This window comes from Pseudomonas corrugata, assembly GCF_050920615.1.
GTDB lineage: Bacteria > Pseudomonadota > Gammaproteobacteria > Pseudomonadales > Pseudomonadaceae > Aquipseudomonas > Aquipseudomonas corrugata.
In genome coordinates this window covers 5,122,665-5,140,953 of sequence record NZ_CP130434.1, presented here as the reverse complement: position 1 = coordinate 5,140,953, position 18,289 = coordinate 5,122,665, and the positions used below count along the sequence as shown (strand labels likewise).

Here is an 18,289-nt window from a genome sequence, read left to right as displayed (position 1 = left end):
TCTCCTAGTGTCGAATCAAATGGCCGCTGGCGGCGAGCAACTGGCCGTCCAGCAAGGCACCACGATCGTCGAGGGTCAGCCGTCCTTCGGCAAACCAACGTACGGCCATCGGGTAGATCTGGTGTTCCCTGGCGTGAACCCGTTGCGCCAGGCTTTGCGGCGTGTCGTGCAACTCTACCGGTATTACTGCCTGTACGACCAGTGGTCCGCCATCGAGTTCCTCGGTGACAAAGTGTACCGAGCAGCCATGCTCGGTGTCTCCGGCCTCCAGCGCGCGCTGGTGAGTATGTAACCCTTTGTATTTGGGCAACAGCGATGGGTGGATATTGAACAGGCGGCCCTGATAGTGGCGCACGAAGCCGGCGCTGAGGATGCGCATGAAGCCGGCCAGGACCACCAGTTGCGGATTGAAGGCGTCGATCTGTTCGATCAGCGCGGCGTCGAAGGCTTCGCGGTCATCGAACGCCTTGTGGTCCAGGACGCGGGTTTCGATGCCCGCGTCCGTGGCGCGTTGCAAGCCGTAGGCATCGGCGCGGTTGGAAATCACTGCGCGGATACGGACCGGGCTGTCGCCGGTCCGCGTGCTGTCGATCAGCGCCTGCAAGTTACTGCCGGTGCCGGACAGTAGCACCACGACGTCACAGGTTGCAGGCATGTTTTCCTGCATCAGTGAGCCTTGAGGTTTTTCAGTTCGACCTGGGCAGCGCCTTCGGCCGCGGTTGCGATCTGGCCGATGACCCAAGGCTGTTCGCCCGCTTCACGCAGCACGTTCAAGGCGGTCTCGACGTGCTCCTGAGCCACGCAGATCACCATGCCCACGCCGCAGTTCAATACGCGGTGCATTTCGGTTTCGTCGACGTTGCCTTGCTCTTGCAGCCAGTCGAACACCGCCGGGCGGGTCCAGCTTGCCACGTCGACCACCGCCTGGGCGCCTTTCGGCAGGACGCGCGGGATGTTGTCCAGCAGGCCGCCGCCGGTGATGTGGGCCATGGCCTTGACGGCGCCGGTGTCCTTGATCAGCTTGAGCAGCGGCTTGACGTAGATGCGGGTCGGGGCCATCAGCAGGTCGGTGAGGGGCTTGCCGTCGAGCTGGATGTTTTCGATGTCGGCGCCGGACACTTCGATGATCTTGCGGATCAGCGAGTAGCCGTTGGAGTGCGGGCCGGAGGACGGCAGGGCGAGCAGGGCATCGCCGGTGGCGACTTTCGAGCCATCGATGATCTCGGCCTTTTCCACGACGCCGACGCAGAAGCCGGCCAGGTCGTAGTCTTCGCCTTCGTACATGCCTGGCATCTCAGCGGTTTCGCCGCCGACCAGGGAGCAGCCGGACAGTTCGCAGCCGGCACCGATGCCGGTCACGACCTGGGCGGCGGTGTCGACGTTCAGCTTGCCGGTGGCGTAGTAGTCGAGGAAGAACAACGGCTCGGCACCGCAGACCACCAGGTCGTTCACGCACATGGCCACCAGGTCGATGCCGATGCTGTCGTGTTTGTTCAGGTTCAGCGCCAGGCGCAGCTTGGTGCCTACGCCGTCGGTGCCCGAGACCAGCACCGGTTGCTTGTAGCCGGCCGGGATCTCGCAGAGGGCGCCGAAACCGCCCAGGCCGCCCATGACTTCCGGGCGCGCAGTGCGCTTGGCGACGCTCTTGATGCGTTCGACCAATGCTTCACCGGCGTCGATGTCTACACCGGCGTCCTTGTAGCTCAGGGAGGGTTGCTTGCTCATGATCCAGGCCTTTAGGGGGGATTTCTGGGTAACGACCGATCGCCGGGGCCATTGAATAACCGTTGTACGAATTATTCCGGGTGCCCGGCCATTGCCGGTCTGCGAAGGCGCGCGATTTTATCAGGCTTGTGGGGCAGCGGCCATCCTCGCGCCGACGGGCAGGGACATATCCGAGGAAAAAAACCGATATTTCTTCTGTTGGTGCTGCGCGGTGCGCCTGTATAAGGTGTAGCGGTAACCGGCTATGGTTATGCGGTGCGAAACTTCCATCGGGTGTGTGAATGTTTTGCCAGGTGCTGTGGTCACAGCCATGCCCAGTTTTCTTCACACGGCTTGTTCCAGCCGTTTATGTCCGGGAATCTTCCATGCGTCTGTTCAAATTCTTATCCATAGGCTGCTTGTCGCTGATCAGCCTGGCGAGTCATGCCGAAACCCTGAATGGCCTCTATCAAGTGCTCGAACCGGTGAGCAACCAGACGCCGGAAGAGCGTAACCAGGCGACACTGCGCGCATTGGATACACTGGTGCTGCGTCTGACCGGCGACGCCAAGGCCGCACAGAACCCGGGGTTGGCGGCGATCCGCAAGGACCCGCAGCAGATCATTCTTCAATATGGCTACGACGCCGGTCCTCCGGAAAGCCTCAAGGTCGACTTCGATCCGGCGAGCACCGACCGGGCCTTGCGCTCGGCAGGGCTGTCGCTGTGGGGCGTGAACCGACCATCGATCCTGGGCTGGTGGCTCAACGACTCGGCCGAAGGCTCCAGCCTGGTGGGCGATGGTCAGTCCAGCGCCACGCCGCTGCGCCGTGCCGCCCAGCACCGGGGCCTGGCGCTGCACTTGCCGCTGGCGGACTTGAGCGAACAGATCGTTGCCACCGCGCCGAACCTGGAAGGCAGTGATCCGGCGCCGTTGCACGATGCCTCGGAGCGATACGCGGCGGATGCCTTGCTGGCGGTCCACGCCAAGGAAGAGGGCAGCCAGTGGCGCGGGACCTGGCGTCTGTGGCTGGGCGACCAGCGCGAGCAGGGCACGGCTCAGGGTGCCGATCAGGCTGCGCTGGCTGATGCGGTGATGCTGGCGGTAAGTCAGCGCCTGGCGCCGCGCTTCGTGGCCAAGCCGGGCGTGGCTACCGAGCAGTTGCTGGAAGTGCAAGGTATGAATCTCGAGCGTTATGCCGCCCTTGGGCGCTTGCTCGAGCCGTTCGGTGGGCAGGTGCAGCGGGTCGAAGGTGACCGGATCGTCTATCGGGTCAACGGCAGCGCGGAGCAACTGAAGGCGCAACTGGCCCTGGAGAAACTGCAGGAAATTCCCGCCGGTGAAGCGGTCGCTCCGGTGCCTGCGATGCCGCCGGCCGTCGATGGAGTGGCCCCGGCAGCACCGGCGCCTGCGCCGACGGCCAGTCTGCGCTTCCGCTGGTAGTTTTTCTTTCTTTATATAGCTGGGAGTGGTTCATGGGCGATACGCGGCGTTGGTTCTGGTTGGGCGGGGTTGCCCTGCTGTTCGCGTTTATCTATCTGCTGCATCCGATTCTGACGCCGTTCCTGGTTGCGCTGCTGCTGGCTTATCTGTTTGACCCGGTGGTGGATCGCCTTGAAAAGCTCGGCCTGTCGAGAACCTGGGGCGTGGTGGCGGTATTTACCCTGTTCACTTTGATTGTCAGCGCCCTGTTGCTGGTGTTGATACCGATGCTCGCCAAACAGTTGCTGCGTCTCTACGAGTTGGCACCGCAGATGCTCGACTGGTTGCAGCACACGGCGGTGCCGTGGGTGCAATCGAAACTGGGCTTGGCTGACGGTTTCTGGAAGTTCGACAAGGTCAAGGCGGCCATCAGCGCGCACATGGGTCAGACCACCGACATTGTCGGCATCGTGCTGAGCCGGGCCACCGCCTCGGGCCTGGCGTTGATCGGTTGGCTGGCCAACCTGGTGCTGATTCCGGTCGTGAGTTTCTACCTGCTGCGGGACTGGGATTTGATGATGGCCAAGATCCGCAGCCTGCTGCCCCGTCACCGGGAAGATCGCATCGTGACCCTGGCCGGTGAGTGCCACGAAGTGCTCGGTGCCTTTGTGCGCGGGCAGTTGCTGGTGATGGTGGCGCTGGGCTTCATCTATGCGGCGGGGTTGATGCTGGTAGGGCTGGAGCTGGGGCTCTTGATCGGCATGATCGCCGGGTTGGCCGCCATCGTTCCGTACATGGGGTTCGTGATCGGGATAGGCGCGGCGTTGATCGCAGGGCTGTTTCAGTTTGGCGGTGATCTCTACCCCATGGTCGGCATCGTGGCGGTATTCATGGTCGGCCAGGCCCTGGAGGGCATGGTGCTGACGCCGTTACTGGTGGGGGATCGCATCGGCCTGCATCCGGTTGCGGTGATCTTCGCGATCCTGGCGGGCGGCGAGTTGTTCGGCTTCACCGGGATCCTGGTGGCGCTGCCGGTCGCGGCGGTGATCATGGTGCTGGTGCGTCATGTACATGATCTGTACAAGGATTCGGATATCTACAGCGGCGTCGAAGACCCCGAGCTGTAGGAGGCAGCAGCGTGATGCGTGCCCTGGCGCCAGGGAAATGGTCGTTCCGCCGTCCTGACACTGCAAACCTTTGATTTTGCTCGTGGTCCGGCGCATTGTGCGGTCCGCGTCACGGGTATAGACTTTGCAAACTTTACACAGAGGCCACTCACGGTTCCTTTGGAGCTGTCCAGCCAGCATGAAACCGATTCAGCTGCCCTTAGGTGTGCGTCTGCGTGACGACGCCACCTTCATCAACTACTACCCAGGCGCCAACGCCGCTGCACTCGGCTATGTCGAGCGGCTTTGCGAAGCCGACGCCGGCTGGACCGAAAGCCTGATCTATCTCTGGGGCAAGGACGGGGTAGGGCGCACGCATCTGTTGCAGGCGGCTTGCCTGCGGTTCGAGCAACTGGGCGAGCCGGCGGTGTACCTGCCACTGGCTGAGTTGCTGGATCGCGGGGTCGAGATCCTCGACAACCTCGAGCAGTACGAGCTGGTCTGTCTGGACGACCTCCAGGCCGTGGCCGGCAAGGCCGATTGGGAAGAGGCGCTGTTCCATCTGTTCAATCGGCTGCGCGACAGCGGTCGGCGTTTGCTGATCGCCGCGTCGACGTCACCACGGGAACTGCCGGTGAAGCTGGCGGATCTCAAGTCCCGCCTTACCCTGGCGCTGATCTTCCAGATGCGTCCGCTCTCCGACGAGGACAAGCTCCGTGCCTTGCAGCTGCGTGCTTCCCGCCGTGGCCTGCACCTGACCGACGAAGTCGGGCATTTCATCCTCACCCGTGGCACCCGCAGCATGAGTGCGCTGTTCGAATTGCTCGAACGCCTCGACCAGGCTTCCCTTCAGGCCCAGCGCAAGCTGACTATTCCTTTTTTGAAAGAAACCTTGGGCTGGTAAGCGGCGCGGTGAACTCGGTGGCAAGGGCATTTATCTGTGGTGAGGGGATAAATCCCCTCACCACAAGGGTGTGTGCAGCTTTGTAACCGGCAGCCTCTAAGGCTACTCCAGGCATGGCAAAACCTGCGGTCCTGCTGGGCGGCAGGCCACATGACTTTCAAAATGGGCTTAAGCGCTTAGATGTAAACGTGAAACCGAGAAGTCACATTTGCATCGATTGAATTTGCAAATGAAGTCGATAGAAGGCATAGTCTCGCCATCTTTACTACTTCAGCCACGGTCGTGCCCATGCTCAATCGCTTCGCACCCCTCGTGCCTCTCGCACTCGTTACCCTACTGTTCGGTTGCGCCGCCCACTCTCCAGTGTCGCAGCAAGCGCAACAACCACAGGTCAAGAGCTCCGTTACCGCCCAGTCTTCTTCCATGGCGTTCCAGGAAGAAATGGCAGACGACAAAGAACTGGCAGCCTTCGCTGGCAGCAAGCCCTATCAGCTTCCGGTGCTGGCCGACAGCATCCTGGAACGTGGCATGTCCCTGATCGGTACCCGCTACCGTTTCGGCGGTACTTCAGAAGCCGGCTTCGATTGCAGCGGTTTCATCGGTTATCTGTTCCGTGAGGAGGCCGGCATGAACCTGCCGCGTTCCACACGTGAAATGATCAACGTGAATGCGCCTCTGGTAGCTCGCAACCAGCTGGAGCCCGGTGACCTGCTGTTCTTCAACACCAGCGGGCGTCGTGGTCGCGTCAGTCATGCCGGTATCTACCTGGGCGACAACCAGTTCATTCATTCCAGCAGCCGCCGCAGCGGTGGCGTGCGGATCGACAGCCTGGGTGACACCTACTGGAACAAGACCTTCATCGAAGCCAAGCGCGCCCTTGCCATGGCACCGACCGTGGTCACCGCTCGCAAGTAAGCGCACAGTTTGTAAGGCAAACTTAAAGTCTTACTTGAAGTTTGCCTCATAGCCGCTAGAATCCTTGATCATTGATTGATGGCAATCCGCCTGCGTACTTCGCGGGCGGATCTGTTTTCATGTCCACGGCAGAAAAGCCGCATCCAGATCAGGATTGTTCTGCATATGTCGACGTCGGCCCGCCTCGCTCTCATCTGCCTTGCCGCACTGCTCAGCGCGTGCGCAAGTCAAACTCCACACCCCGCGCCCGTTCGGGCTCCAGTGGTCTTCGCACCTGCGCAACCCTTGCCTCCGGCCGCCGAAGATGTGCTTTTCCGTGCGCTTGGCCTGGTCGGGACGCCCTACCGCTGGGGCGGCAATACGCCGGATTCGGGCTTCGATTGCAGTGGCCTGATTGGTTACGTATACCGCGATGCCGCCGGTATTTCCCTGCCACGCTCGACCCGCGAAATGATCGGCATGCGCGCCCCGGATGTCGGCAAGGATGCGTTGCAAAGCGGTGACCTGCTGTTCTTCGCCACCAACGGTGGCTCCCAGGTCAGCCATGCCGGGATCTACGTTGGTGAGGGTCGCTTCGTTCACGCGCCGGCCACCGGCGGTACGGTCAAGCTCGATAGCCTGTCCAAGGCCTATTGGCAGAAAGCCTATCTGAGTGCCAAGCGGGTGCTGCAACCGGAACACCTGGCGCGTTATCCCTGATTCGCGGAGGTTGTAATGACCGCTCGCACCCTCAACCTCGATGATGCCCTTTACCAGTATCTGCTGGACGTTTCCCTGCGGGAGACGCCCTTGCAGCGACGCCTTCGGGATGAGACCCAGGCGCTGCCCATGGCGCGCTGGCAGATAGCACCCGAGCAGGGGCAATTCCTGGCATTGCTGGTGAAGCTCACTGGCGCCCGACGCTTGTTGGAAGTCGGTACGTTCACCGGCTACAGCGCGCTGTGCATGGCCTCGGTCCTGCCGCAGGATGGTTCGTTGATCTGTTGCGATATTCCCGGTGACTACAACGCCGTGGCGCTGCGCTATTGGCGCGAAGCCGGGCTGGCCGAGCGGATCGAGCTGCGCCTGGCGCCGGCACTGGAAACCCTCGACGACCTTGAGCGCCAAGGGCAGGGCGGCACGTTCGACCTGATCTTCATCGATGCTGACAAGGCCAACTACCCGGCTTACCTGGAACGCGCGCTACGGTTGCTGCGCGCAGGTGGGCTGGTGATGTTCGATAACACACTGTGGAGCGGTCGGGTGCTGGAAGCCCAGCCCCAGAGCGAAGACACCCGCGCCATCCAGGCCCTGAACCGCGCCTTGAAGGATGACCGGCGGGTAGATTTGTCGCTGTTGCCGTTGGGAGATGGGCTGACCTTGTGTCGTAAGCTTTAATTATGATTTCTGGTCGGATGATGTTGTGGCGAGGGGATTTATCCCCGCTGGGGAGCGAAGCAGCCCTATATCCTGAGACCTCGGTGTGTCAGACAGATTGAGTTGACTGGTTTGGGGCTGCTGCGCAGCCCAGCGGGGATAAATCCCCTCGCCACAGAGTTGTCCGCAGGTCATCGGTGGTTCATTTACCCGACACCCGCCATACCTTGTTCCCCACATCATCGGCCACCAGCAACCCGCCCTGCTTGTCGATCACCACGCCTACCGGTCGGCCCTGGGCTTTTTCATCTGCGTTCAGGAAACCGGTCAGCACATCCACGGGTTTTCCTGCCGGTTTGCCGCTGTTGAAGGGTACGAAAATCACTTTGTAGCCACTGTGGGGCTTACGGTTCCAGGAACCATGCTGGCCAATGAATGCGCCTTCGGTGAAGGGCGCAGGCAGGGCATTGCCTTCGGCGAAAGTCAGGCCCAGTGAGGCTGTGTGTGGGCCGACCGCGTAGTCTGGGGCGATGGCTTTCGCCACCAGTGCCGGGTTCTGTGGCTCGACCCGCACGTCAACATGCTGACCGTAATAGCTGTAGGGCCACCCATAAAAGGCGCCGTCCTTGACCGAGGTGATGTAGTCCGGCACCAGGTCGCTGCCGATCTCATCCCGCTCGTTCACTGCGGTCCACAAGGCACCGCTGCGCGGTTCCCAGGCCAGGCCGTTAGGGTTGCGCAGGCCGGAAGCGAAAATGCGGTGATTGCCGGTGGCGCGGTCCACTTCCCAGATCGCCGCGCGGCCTTCCTCCGCCTCCATGCCATTTTCCGCGACGTTGCTGTTCGAGCCGGTGGTGACGTAAAGCTTGCTGCCGTCACGGCTGGCGATCACGTTCTTGGTCCAGTGGTGATTGATGGTGCCACCTGGCAGATCGATGACCTTGGTCGGCTGCGCTTTGATTTGCGTGTCGCCGTCCTTGTAGGGGAAACGGATCAACTGGTCGGTGTCGGCCACATACAGGTCATTGCCAACCAATGTCATGCCGAATGGCGAATTGAGGTTTTCCAGGAATACCGTGCGGGTTTCGGCGATGCCATCGTGATCGGCATCACGCAACAACGTAATGCGATTGGGGCTGGGGACGCCGGCGCCGGCGCGCCCCATGACTTTTTTCATCACCCAGCCACGGATGCCCTTGGCATCGTCCGGTTTGGGCGGGGCATTGGTTTCCGCCACCAGCACGTCGCCATTGGGCAGCACGTAGAGCCAGCGTGGGTGGTCCAGGCCTTCGGCGAACGCCACCACTTTCAGGCCTTCGGCCGCGGTTGGTTTGGCGCCCTGGGGCCACCCGACGGCTTCGGCGATATTGACGGTAGGGACCAGGGTCTTGTTCGGTTCGGGCAGTTTTGGCGATGGGCCGGTGCCGTCGGAGACTTGCAGTGTGGAAGACTCGCCACAAGCGACAAGCCCTGCGGCGAGGGCGATGATCAGAAGGTGCGGTGGCTTGAGCATGCTGGCTTCCCTATGAATGCATGTGGTTATTCATAGAGAAGCATATACCGGCGATGGTTCAACCGGTCAGCCGTGAGCCTGCTTGAACAGCACGGCGATGCCCGGATGGTAGTGACCGGCCTCGTTGCGCAACTTGCGATAGTTGTAAGGGAAGTACCAGGCCACGGCGCAGGTGTTCTCCTTTTGCAAGTCATCGATCATATCCTGCAGTTCTTCAGGTGTAGCGCTTTGCTGGGCTTTTTGCGGGGCGACGAACAGGCAGCCCAGCTTCAGGTCAGTGGCGTAGCTGATGCGCTTGGCATCGCTGGTGACATCCTGCAGGGGTTGGGTCAGGTTGAGGCTCTTGACCTTCGGCCAGCGTTGGGTGGCCTGGATGAACGCTCGATCCTCGGCGCCGGCAATGAACAGGTCGGCAGTGACATTGCGTTCACCTTCTTCATTCTGCTTACGGGTCGCGGTGTTCTGCAGCGTGATCATCTCGGCCATCCAGGCGGCGGCCGAGAGCAGCCCGAGGTTGGCCTTTTCATCGAACCAGTAAGGCGTATCGTTATCGCCGCGCACGGCGTTGTAACGGTCGATACAGTCAAACCAGCGTTCCAGCACCGGGCGCAGGAATTCCAGCCTTGGATTGCTGATGATCATGCCTTGCATGTTTTTGCCCTCTTGTTTTTGTGATATCGGGTCGTAATGCCTATTTGATATCACTTGCCGCAGCGTGACACAAGATTGGCGTCACTTTATTGATCCAGGCCCATAATCAATGCTGGGCCCACGGCGGCTTTAATTGACGCTCCACCCCCAACCCTCTAACCTTCGCGACTTGTTTCAGGTGCTCTGTGACCCTGGTCGACAGAGTGAAACAGGGAAGCCGGTGATAACCCGGCGCTGCCCCCGCAACGGTAAATGAGTCAAAGCTGCCAGCAAGCCACTGTGTCTCGACATGGGAAGGCGCGCAGCCCGGCATCACGCCGCTCATGAGCCCGGAGACCGGCCTGATTCATCCAGCGGCATCACGGTGGGCGATGCCAGGCTTGTTGCCGTCTTTTCCTGTGCCCGCCTGCCGTTATCCAGTTCCCAACGGAGGCTTCCCCATGACCGGCTCCCCCAATACAGATGCGTCCGACCGCGACGAGCGTCACCTGGCGCGCATGCTGCGCAAGAAAGCCGTGATCGACGAGCGCATTGCCAATTCCCCGAACGAATGCGGCTTGTTGCTGGTGCTGACCGGCAATGGCAAGGGCAAGAGCAGTTCGGCATTCGGCATGCTGGCCCGAGCCATGGGACATGGGATGCAATGTGGCGTGGTGCAGTTCATCAAGGGCCGCAACAGCACTGGTGAGGAGTTGTTCTTCCGGCGCTTCCCGGAGCAGGTGCGCTTTCATGTCATGGGCGAAGGGTTTACCTGGGAAACCCAGGATCGACAGCGCGACATCGCAGCCGCCGAAGCGGCTTGGGCGGTGTCGCGCCAGTTGCTGAGCGACCCGTCCATTGGCCTGGTGGTGCTCGACGAACTGAACATTGCCCTCAAGCACGGTTACCTCGATCTCGATCAGGTCCTGAGCGATCTGCAGGCGCGTCCCCCCATGCAGCATGTCGTGGTGACCGGTCGCGGCGCCAAGCCGGAAATGATCGAGCTGGCGGACACCGTCACCGAAATGGGCATGATCAAGCACGCCTTCCAGGCCGGCATCAAGGCACAGAAAGGCGTCGAACTGTGAGTGACGCTTCGTTTCCGGACCGCCAATGCCCGGCGGTGCTGATTGCCGCCCCGGCGTCGGGGCAAGGCAAGACTACGGTCACCGCCGCCCTGGCCCGGTTGCATCGCAACCAGGGACGCAAGGTGCGCGTATTCAAATGCGGCCCTGATTTCCTCGACCCGATGATTCTGGAGCGTGCCAGCGGCGCACCGGTCTATCAATTGGACATGTGGATGGTCGGCGAGCAGGAAAGCCGACGGCTGTTGTGGGAAGCCGCCGCCGAAGCGGACCTGATCCTGATCGAAGGGGTGATGGGGCTGTTCGACGGCACGCCGTCCAGTGCCGACCTGGCGCGGCATTTCGGCGTTCCGGTGCTGGCGGTGATCGACGGCACGGCCATGGCCCAGACCTTTGGTGCCCTGGCCCTCGGGCTGGCGCGCTATCAGCCGGACCTGCCCTTCGCCGGCGTGCTGGCCAACCGTGTCGGCACCGTGCGCCATGCGCAATTGCTCGAAGGCAGCCTCACAGAAGGCTTGCGCTGGTACGGCGCGCTGTCCCGGGAAACCGGAATCGAACTGCCGAGTCGTCACCTCGGGCTGGTCCAGGCCAGCGAGCTGAATGACCTGGACCTGCGCCTCGACGCCGCAGCCGAAGCCTTGGCCAGCAGTTGCGAAGTGACGCTCCCGCCGGCGGTTACGTTCGCCGCCCCCGAGGTGATTGCCGCGCAGCCGTGGCTCGACGGGGTCCGCATTGCTGTGGCCCGGGACGAAGCGTTTGCCTTCACCTATGGCGCGAGCCTCGATCTGCTACGAGCTATGGGCGCGCAGTTGCGCTTTTTTTCACCCATCCACGATCGCGAGCTGCCCGAGGCGGACAGCCTGTACCTGCCTGGCGGTTATCCTGAGCTGCATCACCTTGCCCTGGCGCAGAACGCGCCGATGCTGACGGCGATCCGTGCTCACCACAACGCCGGCAAACCGTTGTTGGCGGAGTGCGGCGGCATGCTGTATCTGCTGGACTCACTGACCGACGTCGAGGGCAATCGCGCCGAGCTGCTCGGCTTGCTCGCCGGTGACGCGCAGATGCAGAAGCGCCTGGCCGCCCTGGCGTTGCAATCGGTGGAATTGCCGGAAGGTAATCTGCGCGGACATACCTACCACCATTCGCTGACCAGCACTGAGCTGGAGCCGATCGCCCGTGGTCATAGCCCTAACGGTGGGCGTGGCGCGGAGGCGGTGTTCCGGCAGGGGCGGATGACGGCCTCCTATGTGCATTTCTATTTTCCGTCGAATCCGAGGGCCATCGCCGCGCTGTTGGCGCCGGACCCTGAAGCCGCTTTCGCAAGCAAGCCCGCTCCCAGGTTGGATGGGTGTTCACAATTCCCTGTGGGAGCGGGCTTGCTCGCGAAGAGGCCATGACTGACAACGCATTTCCTAAGGCCGAACGCGACGCCATCTACCGCGCCATCGCCGAACGCCGCGACATGCGGCATTTCACCGGTGGCACCGTGGAACCGCAGTTGCTGCGCCGTCTGCTGGAAGCCGCTCATCAGGCGCCGAGCGTGGGCCTGATGCAACCTTGGCGGTTCATCCGCATCAGTGATCGCGCCCTGCGGGCCGATATCCGGGCATTGGTGGAGCAGGAGCGCATTCGCACCGCCGAGGCCCTGGGCGAACGCAGCGATGAGTTCATGAAACTCAAGGTCGAAGGCATCAATGACTGCGCCGAAGTGCTGGTGGCGGCGTTGATGGATGACCGCGAGCGACACATCTTCGGCCGTCGGACCTTGCCGGAGATGGACCTCGCCTCGCTGTCCTGCGCGATCCAGAATCTGTGGCTGGCTTCCCGCGCCGAAGGGCTGGGGATGGGCTGGGTTTCGCTGTTCGAGCCCCAGGCCCTGGCCGATCTGCTGGGCCTGCCTGCGGGTGCCAAGCCCCTGGCGGTACTCTGCCTCGGCCCGGTGGAGGGGTTTTATCCGGCACCGATGCTCGCCCTGGAAGGCTGGGCACAACCGCGTTCACTCAATGAACTGCTCTATGAAAACCGTTGGGGAGTGAACCCATGAGTGTCGCGCTGCTCAGTGCCGCCGCCGTAGCGCTGGATGCATTGCTGGGTGAACCTCGGCGTTGGCATCCGCTGGTGGCGTTCGGCCGCTTTGCTGATCGCATCGAGCAACGCTTCAACTCCGGTGGGCGCGGCTGGCGCAGCCACGGGGTCACGGCGTGGGTCATTGCGGTGGTGCCGCTGACCCTGCTCGCCACGGCCCTGTCCTGGGCGCCGCTGGTGGGTTGGCTGGTGGATATCCTGGCGTTGTACTGCGCCCTCGGCCTGCGCAGCCTCGGCGAGCATGTCGAGCCGGTGGCCCGGGCGTTGCGCAGCGGCGATCTGGACGAAGCACGCAAGCGCGTCGGCTATCTGGTCAGCCGCGAAACCCGTGGGCTGGACGAAACCGCCGTCGCCCGCGCGGCCACCGAGTCAGTACTGGAGAACGGCAGCGACGCGGTATTCGCCGCGCTGTTCTGGTTCGCCGTGGCGGGTGCGCCCGGCGTGGTGTTGTATCGCCTGAGCAATACCCTCGACGCCATGTGGGGCTATCGCAACGAACGCTTCGAGCGCTTTGGCTGGGCCGCGGCAAAGATCGACGACGTGCTCAACTACATTCCGGCGCGGCTGGTGGCGTTGACCTACGCGCTGCTGGGAAAAACCCGCCTGGCGCTCCGGTGTTGGCGCAGCCAGGGCCCTACCTGGGACAGCCCCAATGCGGGTCCTGTCATGGCCGCCGGTGCCGGCGCGCTGGGCGTCGAGCTGGGGGGCGCGGCGGTGTATCACGGTGAACTGCACCAGCGCCCGCCACTGGGGGAGGGCGTACCGGCGAGCGCCGATTCCATTGATCGCGGCTGGCAACTGGTGCAGCGCGGCGTATGGTTGTGGTTGCTGATTCTCTGCCTGGGAGCTGAGTTCTATGCTTGAGCACGGCGGGCGCCTGCGCAAGGCCGCCCGGCAATATGGTATTGCCGAGGTGGATTGGCTCGACCTGTCCAGCGGTCTGGCGCCGTGGCCGTTCGACGTCCCGACGATTCCATTGCGGGCCTGGGCGCGCCTGCCTGAAACCGATGACGGGTTGGAACAGGCCGCCTGCATTTATTACGGGGCTGCTCATGTACTGCCGGTGGCCGGTTCGCAGATGGCGATCCAGCTGTTGCCGCGCCTGCGTCGCAGCGGCAAGGTCGGCGTATTGTCGCCCTGTTACGCCGAGCACGCCGAAGCCTGGCGCCGCAGCGGCTACATCGTGCGTGAGGTGCTGGAGTCGGAAGTGGATTTCTTCCTCGACAGTCTCGACGTGCTGGTGGTGGTCAACCCGAACAATCCCACGGGCCTGAGCCTGAGCCCTGAGCGTTTGCTGGATTGGCACGCTCGATTGGCCCAGCGCGGCGGCTGGCTGGTGGTGGACGAAGCCTTCATGGATGTCACTCCGCAACTGAGCCTGGCAGCCCATGCCCATCAGGTGGGGCTCATCGTGTTGCGTTCGTTCGGCAAATTCTTTGGCCTGGCCGGCGTTCGCCTGGGGTTTGTCCTGGCCGAGCAACATTTGCTCAGGTTGCTCGCCGAACAGGTCGGGCCGTGGGCGGTCAGCGGGCCGACCCGGGTCCTGGGCCAAGCTTGTTTACTCGATACCGCCGCTCAGAGCCGTCAGCGACAGCGCTGCGAAGATGCCAGTCAACGCCTGGCGCTGCTGCTGACCCGTCACGGCTTCAAGCCCCAGGGTGGTTGCGCATTGTTCCAGTGGTTGGTCACTGAGTATGCCCAGAGGCTTCACGACTTCATGGCCCATCGGGGCATTCTCCTGCGCTTGTTCACGAACAACAGCAGCCTGCGCTTCGGGTTGCCGGCCGACGATGCCGAATTCCTGCGCCTGGAACAGGCTTTCGAGGCCTACGCCGAGGATTTCCAATGACCACAGTGATGGTGCAAGGCACCACGTCCGATGCCGGTAAAAGTACTCTGGTCACGGCGCTGTGCCGCTGGATCAGGCGTCAGGGCGTGAGTGTGGTGCCGTTCAAACCGCAGAACATGGCCCTCAACAGCGCAGTGACCACCGACGGTGGTGAAATCGGCCGCGCCCAGGCCGTGCAGGCCCAGGCGGCCGGCCTCGAGCCGCATACCGACATGAACCCGGTGCTGCTCAAGCCCAACAGCGACACGGGGGCCCAGGTCATCATCCATGGTCGTGCGGTCACCACTATGAATGCCGTGGCCTATCACGATTACAAGGCCATCGCGATGCAGGCGGTGCTGGCTTCCCATGAGCGGCTGAGCGCAGCGTATCCGGTGGTGATGGTGGAGGGCGCGGGGTCGCCGGCCGAGATCAATCTGCGGGCCGGAGACATCGCCAACATGGGGTTTGCCGAAGCGGTGGACTGCCCCGTGCTGCTGATCGCCGATATCAATCGCGGTGGGGTATTCGCCCATCTGGTGGGCACCCTGGAACTGCTCTCGCCCAGCGAGCAGGCGCGGGTCAAGGGCTTCATCATCAACCGTTTTCGCGGCGACATCGCTTTGCTGCAACCGGGGCTGGACTGGCTGGAAGCCCGCACCGGCAAACCGGTGGTGGGGGTATTGCCCTACGTGATGGACCTGCATCTGGAAGCCGAGGACGGGCTGGACCAGCGCCAAACCGACAAGGCCGAGCAGGTGCTCAAGGTGGTGGTGCCGGTTCTGCCTCGCCTCAGCAATCACACCGATTTCGATCCGTTGCGCCTGCACCCGCAGGTTGACTTGCAATTCATCGGCCCCGGCGAGGCCATTACGCCAGCCGACCTGATCATCCTGCCGGGTTCGAAGAGCGTGCGCAGCGACCTGGCTCATCTGCGGGCCCATGGCTGGGAAGCGGCCATCCAGCGGCATCTGCGCTACGGCGGCAAGCTGCTGGGGATCTGCGGCGGCTTGCAGATGCTCGGCCAACAGGTTCACGATCCGCTGGGACTGGAAGGCGCGCCGGGCTCCAGCGACGGACTGGGGCTCCTGGCGTTCGAAACGACTCTGGAGCACGAGAAGCAGCTGCGCAATGTCCGAGGACGATTGACCCTTGAGAATGCCGAGGTCAGTGGCTACGAGATCCATGCTGGCGTGACCGTCGGCCCGGCGCTGGAACAGCCCTTGGTGCAATTGGATGACGGCCGCTGCGACGGGGCCCGGAGCCTCGACGGACAGATTCTCGGCACCTACCTGCACGGCCTGTTCGAGTCGCCCGAGTCCAGCAGCGCCTTGTTGCGTTGGGCCGGGTTGGCCGATGTGCAAGCGGTGGATTACCACGGCTTGCGCGAGCGGGATATCGAGCGGCTGGCGGATCTGGTGGAGAAGCATCTGGATACAGGGTTGTTGCGTGAACTTTGTGGGATCTAGGGTGGCTGGACTGGCCCTATCGCGAGCAGGCTCGCTCCCACAGGGGATTGCGGACACCGGGCCAATGTGGGGGCGAGCCCGATGGGGCTGGCAGCAACACCGCCTATTTGAAAGGTAATACACCATGCTCCAACTGATCCTCGGCGGCGCCCGCTCCGGCAAGAGTCGCCTGGCTGAAAAACTCGCAGTGGACACTCGCTTGCCGGTGACCTACATCGCCACCAGCCAACCCCTGGATGGCGAGATGAATGAGCGAGTCGCCCTGCATCGCGCGCGTCGGCCGGCCGAATGGGCGTTGGTGGAAGAGCCGCTGGCCCTGGCCCGGGTGTTGCGGGACAACGCCGCGCCTGGACACTGCCTGCTGGTGGATTGCCTGACCCTGTGGCTGACCAATCTGCTGATGCTCGACGACGCCGGGCAACTGGGTATGGAGCGCGATGCCTTGCTGGACTGTGTAGCCGCGCTGCCCGGTGAAATCATTTTTGTCAGCAACGAGACCGGAATGGGTGTCGTGCCGCTGGGCGAGCTGACTCGCCGTTATGTCGATGAAGCCGGTTGGCTGCATCAAGCCTTGGCCGAACGTTGTCAGCGTGTTGTGCTGACCGTAGCCGGCCTGCCCCTGACCCTTAAAGGTACTGCGTTATGAATCACCGCTGGTGGCTGGACCCGTGCAAGCCCCTCGATACCCTGGCCCTGGAACGGGCTGCGGCCCGCCAGCAACAACTGACCAAGCCGGCCGGTTCCCTGGGGCGGCTCGAATCGGTGGCGGTGCAACTGGCGGGCCTGCAAGGGCAGGTCAAGCCAAGCCTGGAGCAACTGTGGATCACGATTTTTGCCGGCGACCATGGGGTGGTGGCCGAGGGCGTTTCAGCCTATCCACAGGAAGTCACCGGGCAGATGCTGCTCAACTTCGTCAGTGGCGGCGCGGCCATCAGCGTCCTGGCGCGGCAATTGGGTGCCGGGTTGGAGGTCGTGGACCTGGGAACCGTGACGCCGTCGCTGGATCTGCCCGGTGTACGGCATCTGCAGGTCGGGCCAGGCACGGCGAATTTCGTCCAGGGCCCGGCGATGACCGTGGACCAGGGCGAGCAGGCGCTGCAAGCCGGGCGCGACAGCGTTGCCCGTGCGATTGCCAGCGGCACGCAGTTGTTCATCGGTGGCGAGATGGGGATCGGCAACACCACGGCGGCCAGTGCCCTGGCGTGCGCCTTGCTCGATTGCCCGGTGGCTCATCTGGTCGGGCCGGGCACGGGGCTGGACGCGGCGGGTGTCAGTCACAAAGCCCAAGTGATTGAACGTGCTTTGACGCTGCATCGAGCTCAGAGCAACGACCCGCTGCAGACGCTGTTCAACCTGGGTGGATTTGAAGTCGCCGCGTTGGCCGGCGCGTACCTGGCTTGTGCGCAGCAAGGCATCGCGGTGCTGGTGGACGGCTTTATCTGCAGTGTCGCGGCCTTGGTGGCGGTGCGTCTCAATCCCGGATGCCGGCCATGGTTGCTGTTCGGCCATCGCGGTGCCGAACCGGGGCATCGCCACGTCCTGGAAACCCTGGACGCCGAACCGCTGCTCGACCTGGGGCTGCGGCTGGGCGAGGGCAGTGGCGCTGCGCTGGCGGTACCGCTGTTGCGCTTGGCCTGTGAGCTTCACGGACAAATGGCGACGTTTGCCGAAGCGGCCGTGGCGGATCGCCCGGCATGACCTTGCACCTGGACCTGCTGCGTCATGGTGAAACCGAGCTGGGCGGCGGCTTGCGCGGCAGCCTCGATGATGCATTGACGGCCAGGGGCTGGGAACAGATGCACGCGGCCGTAGCAACGGGCGGCCCCTGGGATCGACTGGTGAGTTCTCCGTTGCAACGGTGTGCGCGTTTTGCCGAGCAGCTCGGCCGCCGACTCAACGTACCGGTGCACTTGGATGCGGATCTGCAGGAACTGCATTTCGGTGCCTGGGAGGGGCGTAGCGCAGCGGCGCTGATGGACACTGACGCCGAAGCCCTGGGCCGATTCTGGGCCGATCCCTATGAGTTCACGCCCCCCGACGGTGAGCCGGTGCAGGCGTTTTCGACGCGGGTCCTGGCGGCGGTGGAGCGTCTGCATGCAGCTTACGCGGGGCAGCGGGTGTTATTGGTCAGCCATGGCGGCGTGATGAAGTTGCTGCTGGCCCAGGCCCGAGGCCTGCCCCGGGAGCAACTGCTCAACGTTGAAGTAGCCCACGGTGCGCGGTTCTCCCTTCGGGTGTCGTCCGGTCCGGTCTTTACGGAGATAAGCTGA

19 protein-coding genes and 1 riboswitch are annotated in these 18,289 nt (G+C 63.1%); of the genes, 15 read left to right on the top strand and 4 right to left on the bottom strand.

Features of this window, described 5'->3' with window-relative positions; genetic code table 11:
• Nucleotides 1-4 precede the first annotated feature (4 nt).
• Nucleotides 5-655 (bottom strand): phosphoribosylglycinamide formyltransferase, encoded by a 651-nt coding sequence (gene purN / locus QZH45_RS22905; RefSeq protein ID WP_053192501.1) that lies wholly within the window; start codon nucleotides 653-655, stop codon nucleotides 5-7.
• A gap of 11 nt (nucleotides 656-666) precedes the next feature.
• Nucleotides 667-1,725, bottom strand: a complete 1,059-nt coding sequence (gene purM / locus QZH45_RS22900; protein WP_053192439.1) for a phosphoribosylformylglycinamidine cyclo-ligase — start codon at nucleotides 1,723-1,725, stop codon at nucleotides 667-669.
• A gap of 365 nt (nucleotides 1,726-2,090) precedes the next feature.
• Here purM and QZH45_RS22895 point away from each other — a divergent pair, with 365 nt between their 5' ends.
• The 6 genes from QZH45_RS22895 to QZH45_RS22870 all read left to right on the top strand — a co-directional run bounded on the left by QZH45_RS22895 (nucleotide 2,091) and on the right by QZH45_RS22870 (nucleotide 7,427).
• Nucleotides 2,091-3,146 carry a DUF2066 domain-containing protein gene (locus QZH45_RS22895; RefSeq protein WP_053192441.1) on the top strand — a complete coding sequence of 352 codons (1,056 nt, stop codon included), beginning with the start codon at nucleotides 2,091-2,093 and terminating at the stop codon, nucleotides 3,144-3,146.
• Between the two features lie 32 nt (nucleotides 3,147-3,178).
• Nucleotides 3,179-4,252, top strand: coding sequence for an AI-2E family transporter (locus tag QZH45_RS22890; protein ID WP_024779733.1), 1,074 nt, complete (start codon nucleotides 3,179-3,181; stop codon nucleotides 4,250-4,252).
• Nucleotides 4,253-4,430: 178 nt separating this feature from the next.
• The gene (gene hda, locus QZH45_RS22885; protein WP_003178999.1) at nucleotides 4,431-5,135 is read left to right on the top strand and encodes a DnaA regulatory inactivator Hda; all 705 of its coding nucleotides are present in this window, start codon (nucleotides 4,431-4,433) and stop codon (nucleotides 5,133-5,135) included.
• Nucleotides 5,136-5,423: 288 nt separating this feature from the next.
• Nucleotides 5,424-6,050 carry a C40 family peptidase gene (locus QZH45_RS22880; RefSeq protein WP_024779732.1) on the top strand — a complete coding sequence of 209 codons (627 nt, stop codon included), beginning with the start codon at nucleotides 5,424-5,426 and terminating at the stop codon, nucleotides 6,048-6,050.
• 165 nt (nucleotides 6,051-6,215) lie between these two features.
• Nucleotides 6,216-6,749 carry a C40 family peptidase gene (locus QZH45_RS22875; RefSeq protein WP_024779731.1) on the top strand — a complete coding sequence of 178 codons (534 nt, stop codon included), beginning with the start codon at nucleotides 6,216-6,218 and terminating at the stop codon, nucleotides 6,747-6,749.
• Between the two features lie 15 nt (nucleotides 6,750-6,764).
• Entirely contained in the window at nucleotides 6,765-7,427 is a 663-nt protein-coding gene (locus QZH45_RS22870; RefSeq protein WP_053192443.1) for a class I SAM-dependent methyltransferase, read from the top strand.
• Nucleotides 7,428-7,608: 181 nt separating this feature from the next.
• Here the strand turns inward: QZH45_RS22870 and QZH45_RS22865 are convergent, their stop codons facing one another.
• The gene (locus tag QZH45_RS22865) at nucleotides 7,609-8,919 is read right to left on the bottom strand and encodes a PQQ-dependent sugar dehydrogenase (RefSeq protein WP_024779729.1); all 1,311 of its coding nucleotides are present in this window, start codon (nucleotides 8,917-8,919) and stop codon (nucleotides 7,609-7,611) included.
• A 66-nt stretch (nucleotides 8,920-8,985) separates the two neighbouring features.
• Entirely contained in the window at nucleotides 8,986-9,570 is a 585-nt protein-coding gene (locus tag QZH45_RS22860) for a hypothetical protein (protein ID WP_024779728.1), read from the bottom strand.
• A gap of 159 nt (nucleotides 9,571-9,729) precedes the next feature.
• Nucleotides 9,730-9,929, top strand: a riboswitch (cobalamin riboswitch).
• An 81-nt stretch (nucleotides 9,930-10,010) separates the two neighbouring features.
• On the opposite strand from QZH45_RS22860, the gene cobO reads away from it, so the two are divergent.
• From cobO to cobC, 9 genes are all read left to right on the top strand, one after another.
• Nucleotides 10,011-10,637, top strand: coding sequence for a cob(I)yrinic acid a,c-diamide adenosyltransferase (gene cobO / locus QZH45_RS22855; protein ID WP_024779727.1), 627 nt, complete (start codon nucleotides 10,011-10,013; stop codon nucleotides 10,635-10,637).
• A complete protein-coding gene (locus QZH45_RS22850; protein WP_024779726.1) occupies nucleotides 10,634-12,034 on the top strand; it encodes a cobyrinate a,c-diamide synthase in 1,401 nt (466 codons plus the stop codon). Before cobO ends, QZH45_RS22850 begins: the two co-directional genes overlap by 4 nt.
• A complete protein-coding gene (bluB, locus tag QZH45_RS22845; protein WP_024779725.1) occupies nucleotides 12,031-12,681 on the top strand; it encodes a 5,6-dimethylbenzimidazole synthase in 651 nt (216 codons plus the stop codon). Before QZH45_RS22850 ends, bluB begins: the two co-directional genes overlap by 4 nt.
• On the top strand, nucleotides 12,678-13,586 hold the full coding sequence (gene cbiB / locus QZH45_RS22840) for an adenosylcobinamide-phosphate synthase CbiB (RefSeq protein WP_024779724.1): 909 nt from the start codon (nucleotides 12,678-12,680) through the stop codon (nucleotides 13,584-13,586). Before bluB ends, cbiB begins: the two co-directional genes overlap by 4 nt.
• Entirely contained in the window at nucleotides 13,579-14,571 is a 993-nt protein-coding gene (gene cobD / locus QZH45_RS22835) for a threonine-phosphate decarboxylase CobD (RefSeq protein ID WP_053192447.1), read from the top strand. The genes cbiB and cobD overlap by 8 nt, the downstream gene beginning before the upstream one ends.
• Nucleotides 14,568-16,019: a cobyric acid synthase gene (locus QZH45_RS22830; protein WP_053192449.1), complete on the top strand. Its 1,452-nt coding sequence runs from the start codon at nucleotides 14,568-14,570 to the stop codon at nucleotides 16,017-16,019. Before cobD ends, QZH45_RS22830 begins: the two co-directional genes overlap by 4 nt.
• A 124-nt stretch (nucleotides 16,020-16,143) precedes the next feature.
• Entirely contained in the window at nucleotides 16,144-16,665 is a 522-nt protein-coding gene (gene cobU, locus QZH45_RS22825; RefSeq protein ID WP_024779721.1) for a bifunctional adenosylcobinamide kinase/adenosylcobinamide-phosphate guanylyltransferase, read from the top strand.
• Nucleotides 16,662-17,717 carry a nicotinate-nucleotide--dimethylbenzimidazole phosphoribosyltransferase gene (cobT, locus tag QZH45_RS22820; protein WP_055135200.1) on the top strand — a complete coding sequence of 352 codons (1,056 nt, stop codon included), beginning with the start codon at nucleotides 16,662-16,664 and terminating at the stop codon, nucleotides 17,715-17,717. The genes cobU and cobT overlap by 4 nt, the downstream gene beginning before the upstream one ends.
• Nucleotides 17,714-18,289, top strand: coding sequence for an alpha-ribazole phosphatase family protein (gene cobC, locus QZH45_RS22815; protein ID WP_055135201.1), 576 nt, complete (start codon nucleotides 17,714-17,716; stop codon nucleotides 18,287-18,289). Before cobT ends, cobC begins: the two co-directional genes overlap by 4 nt.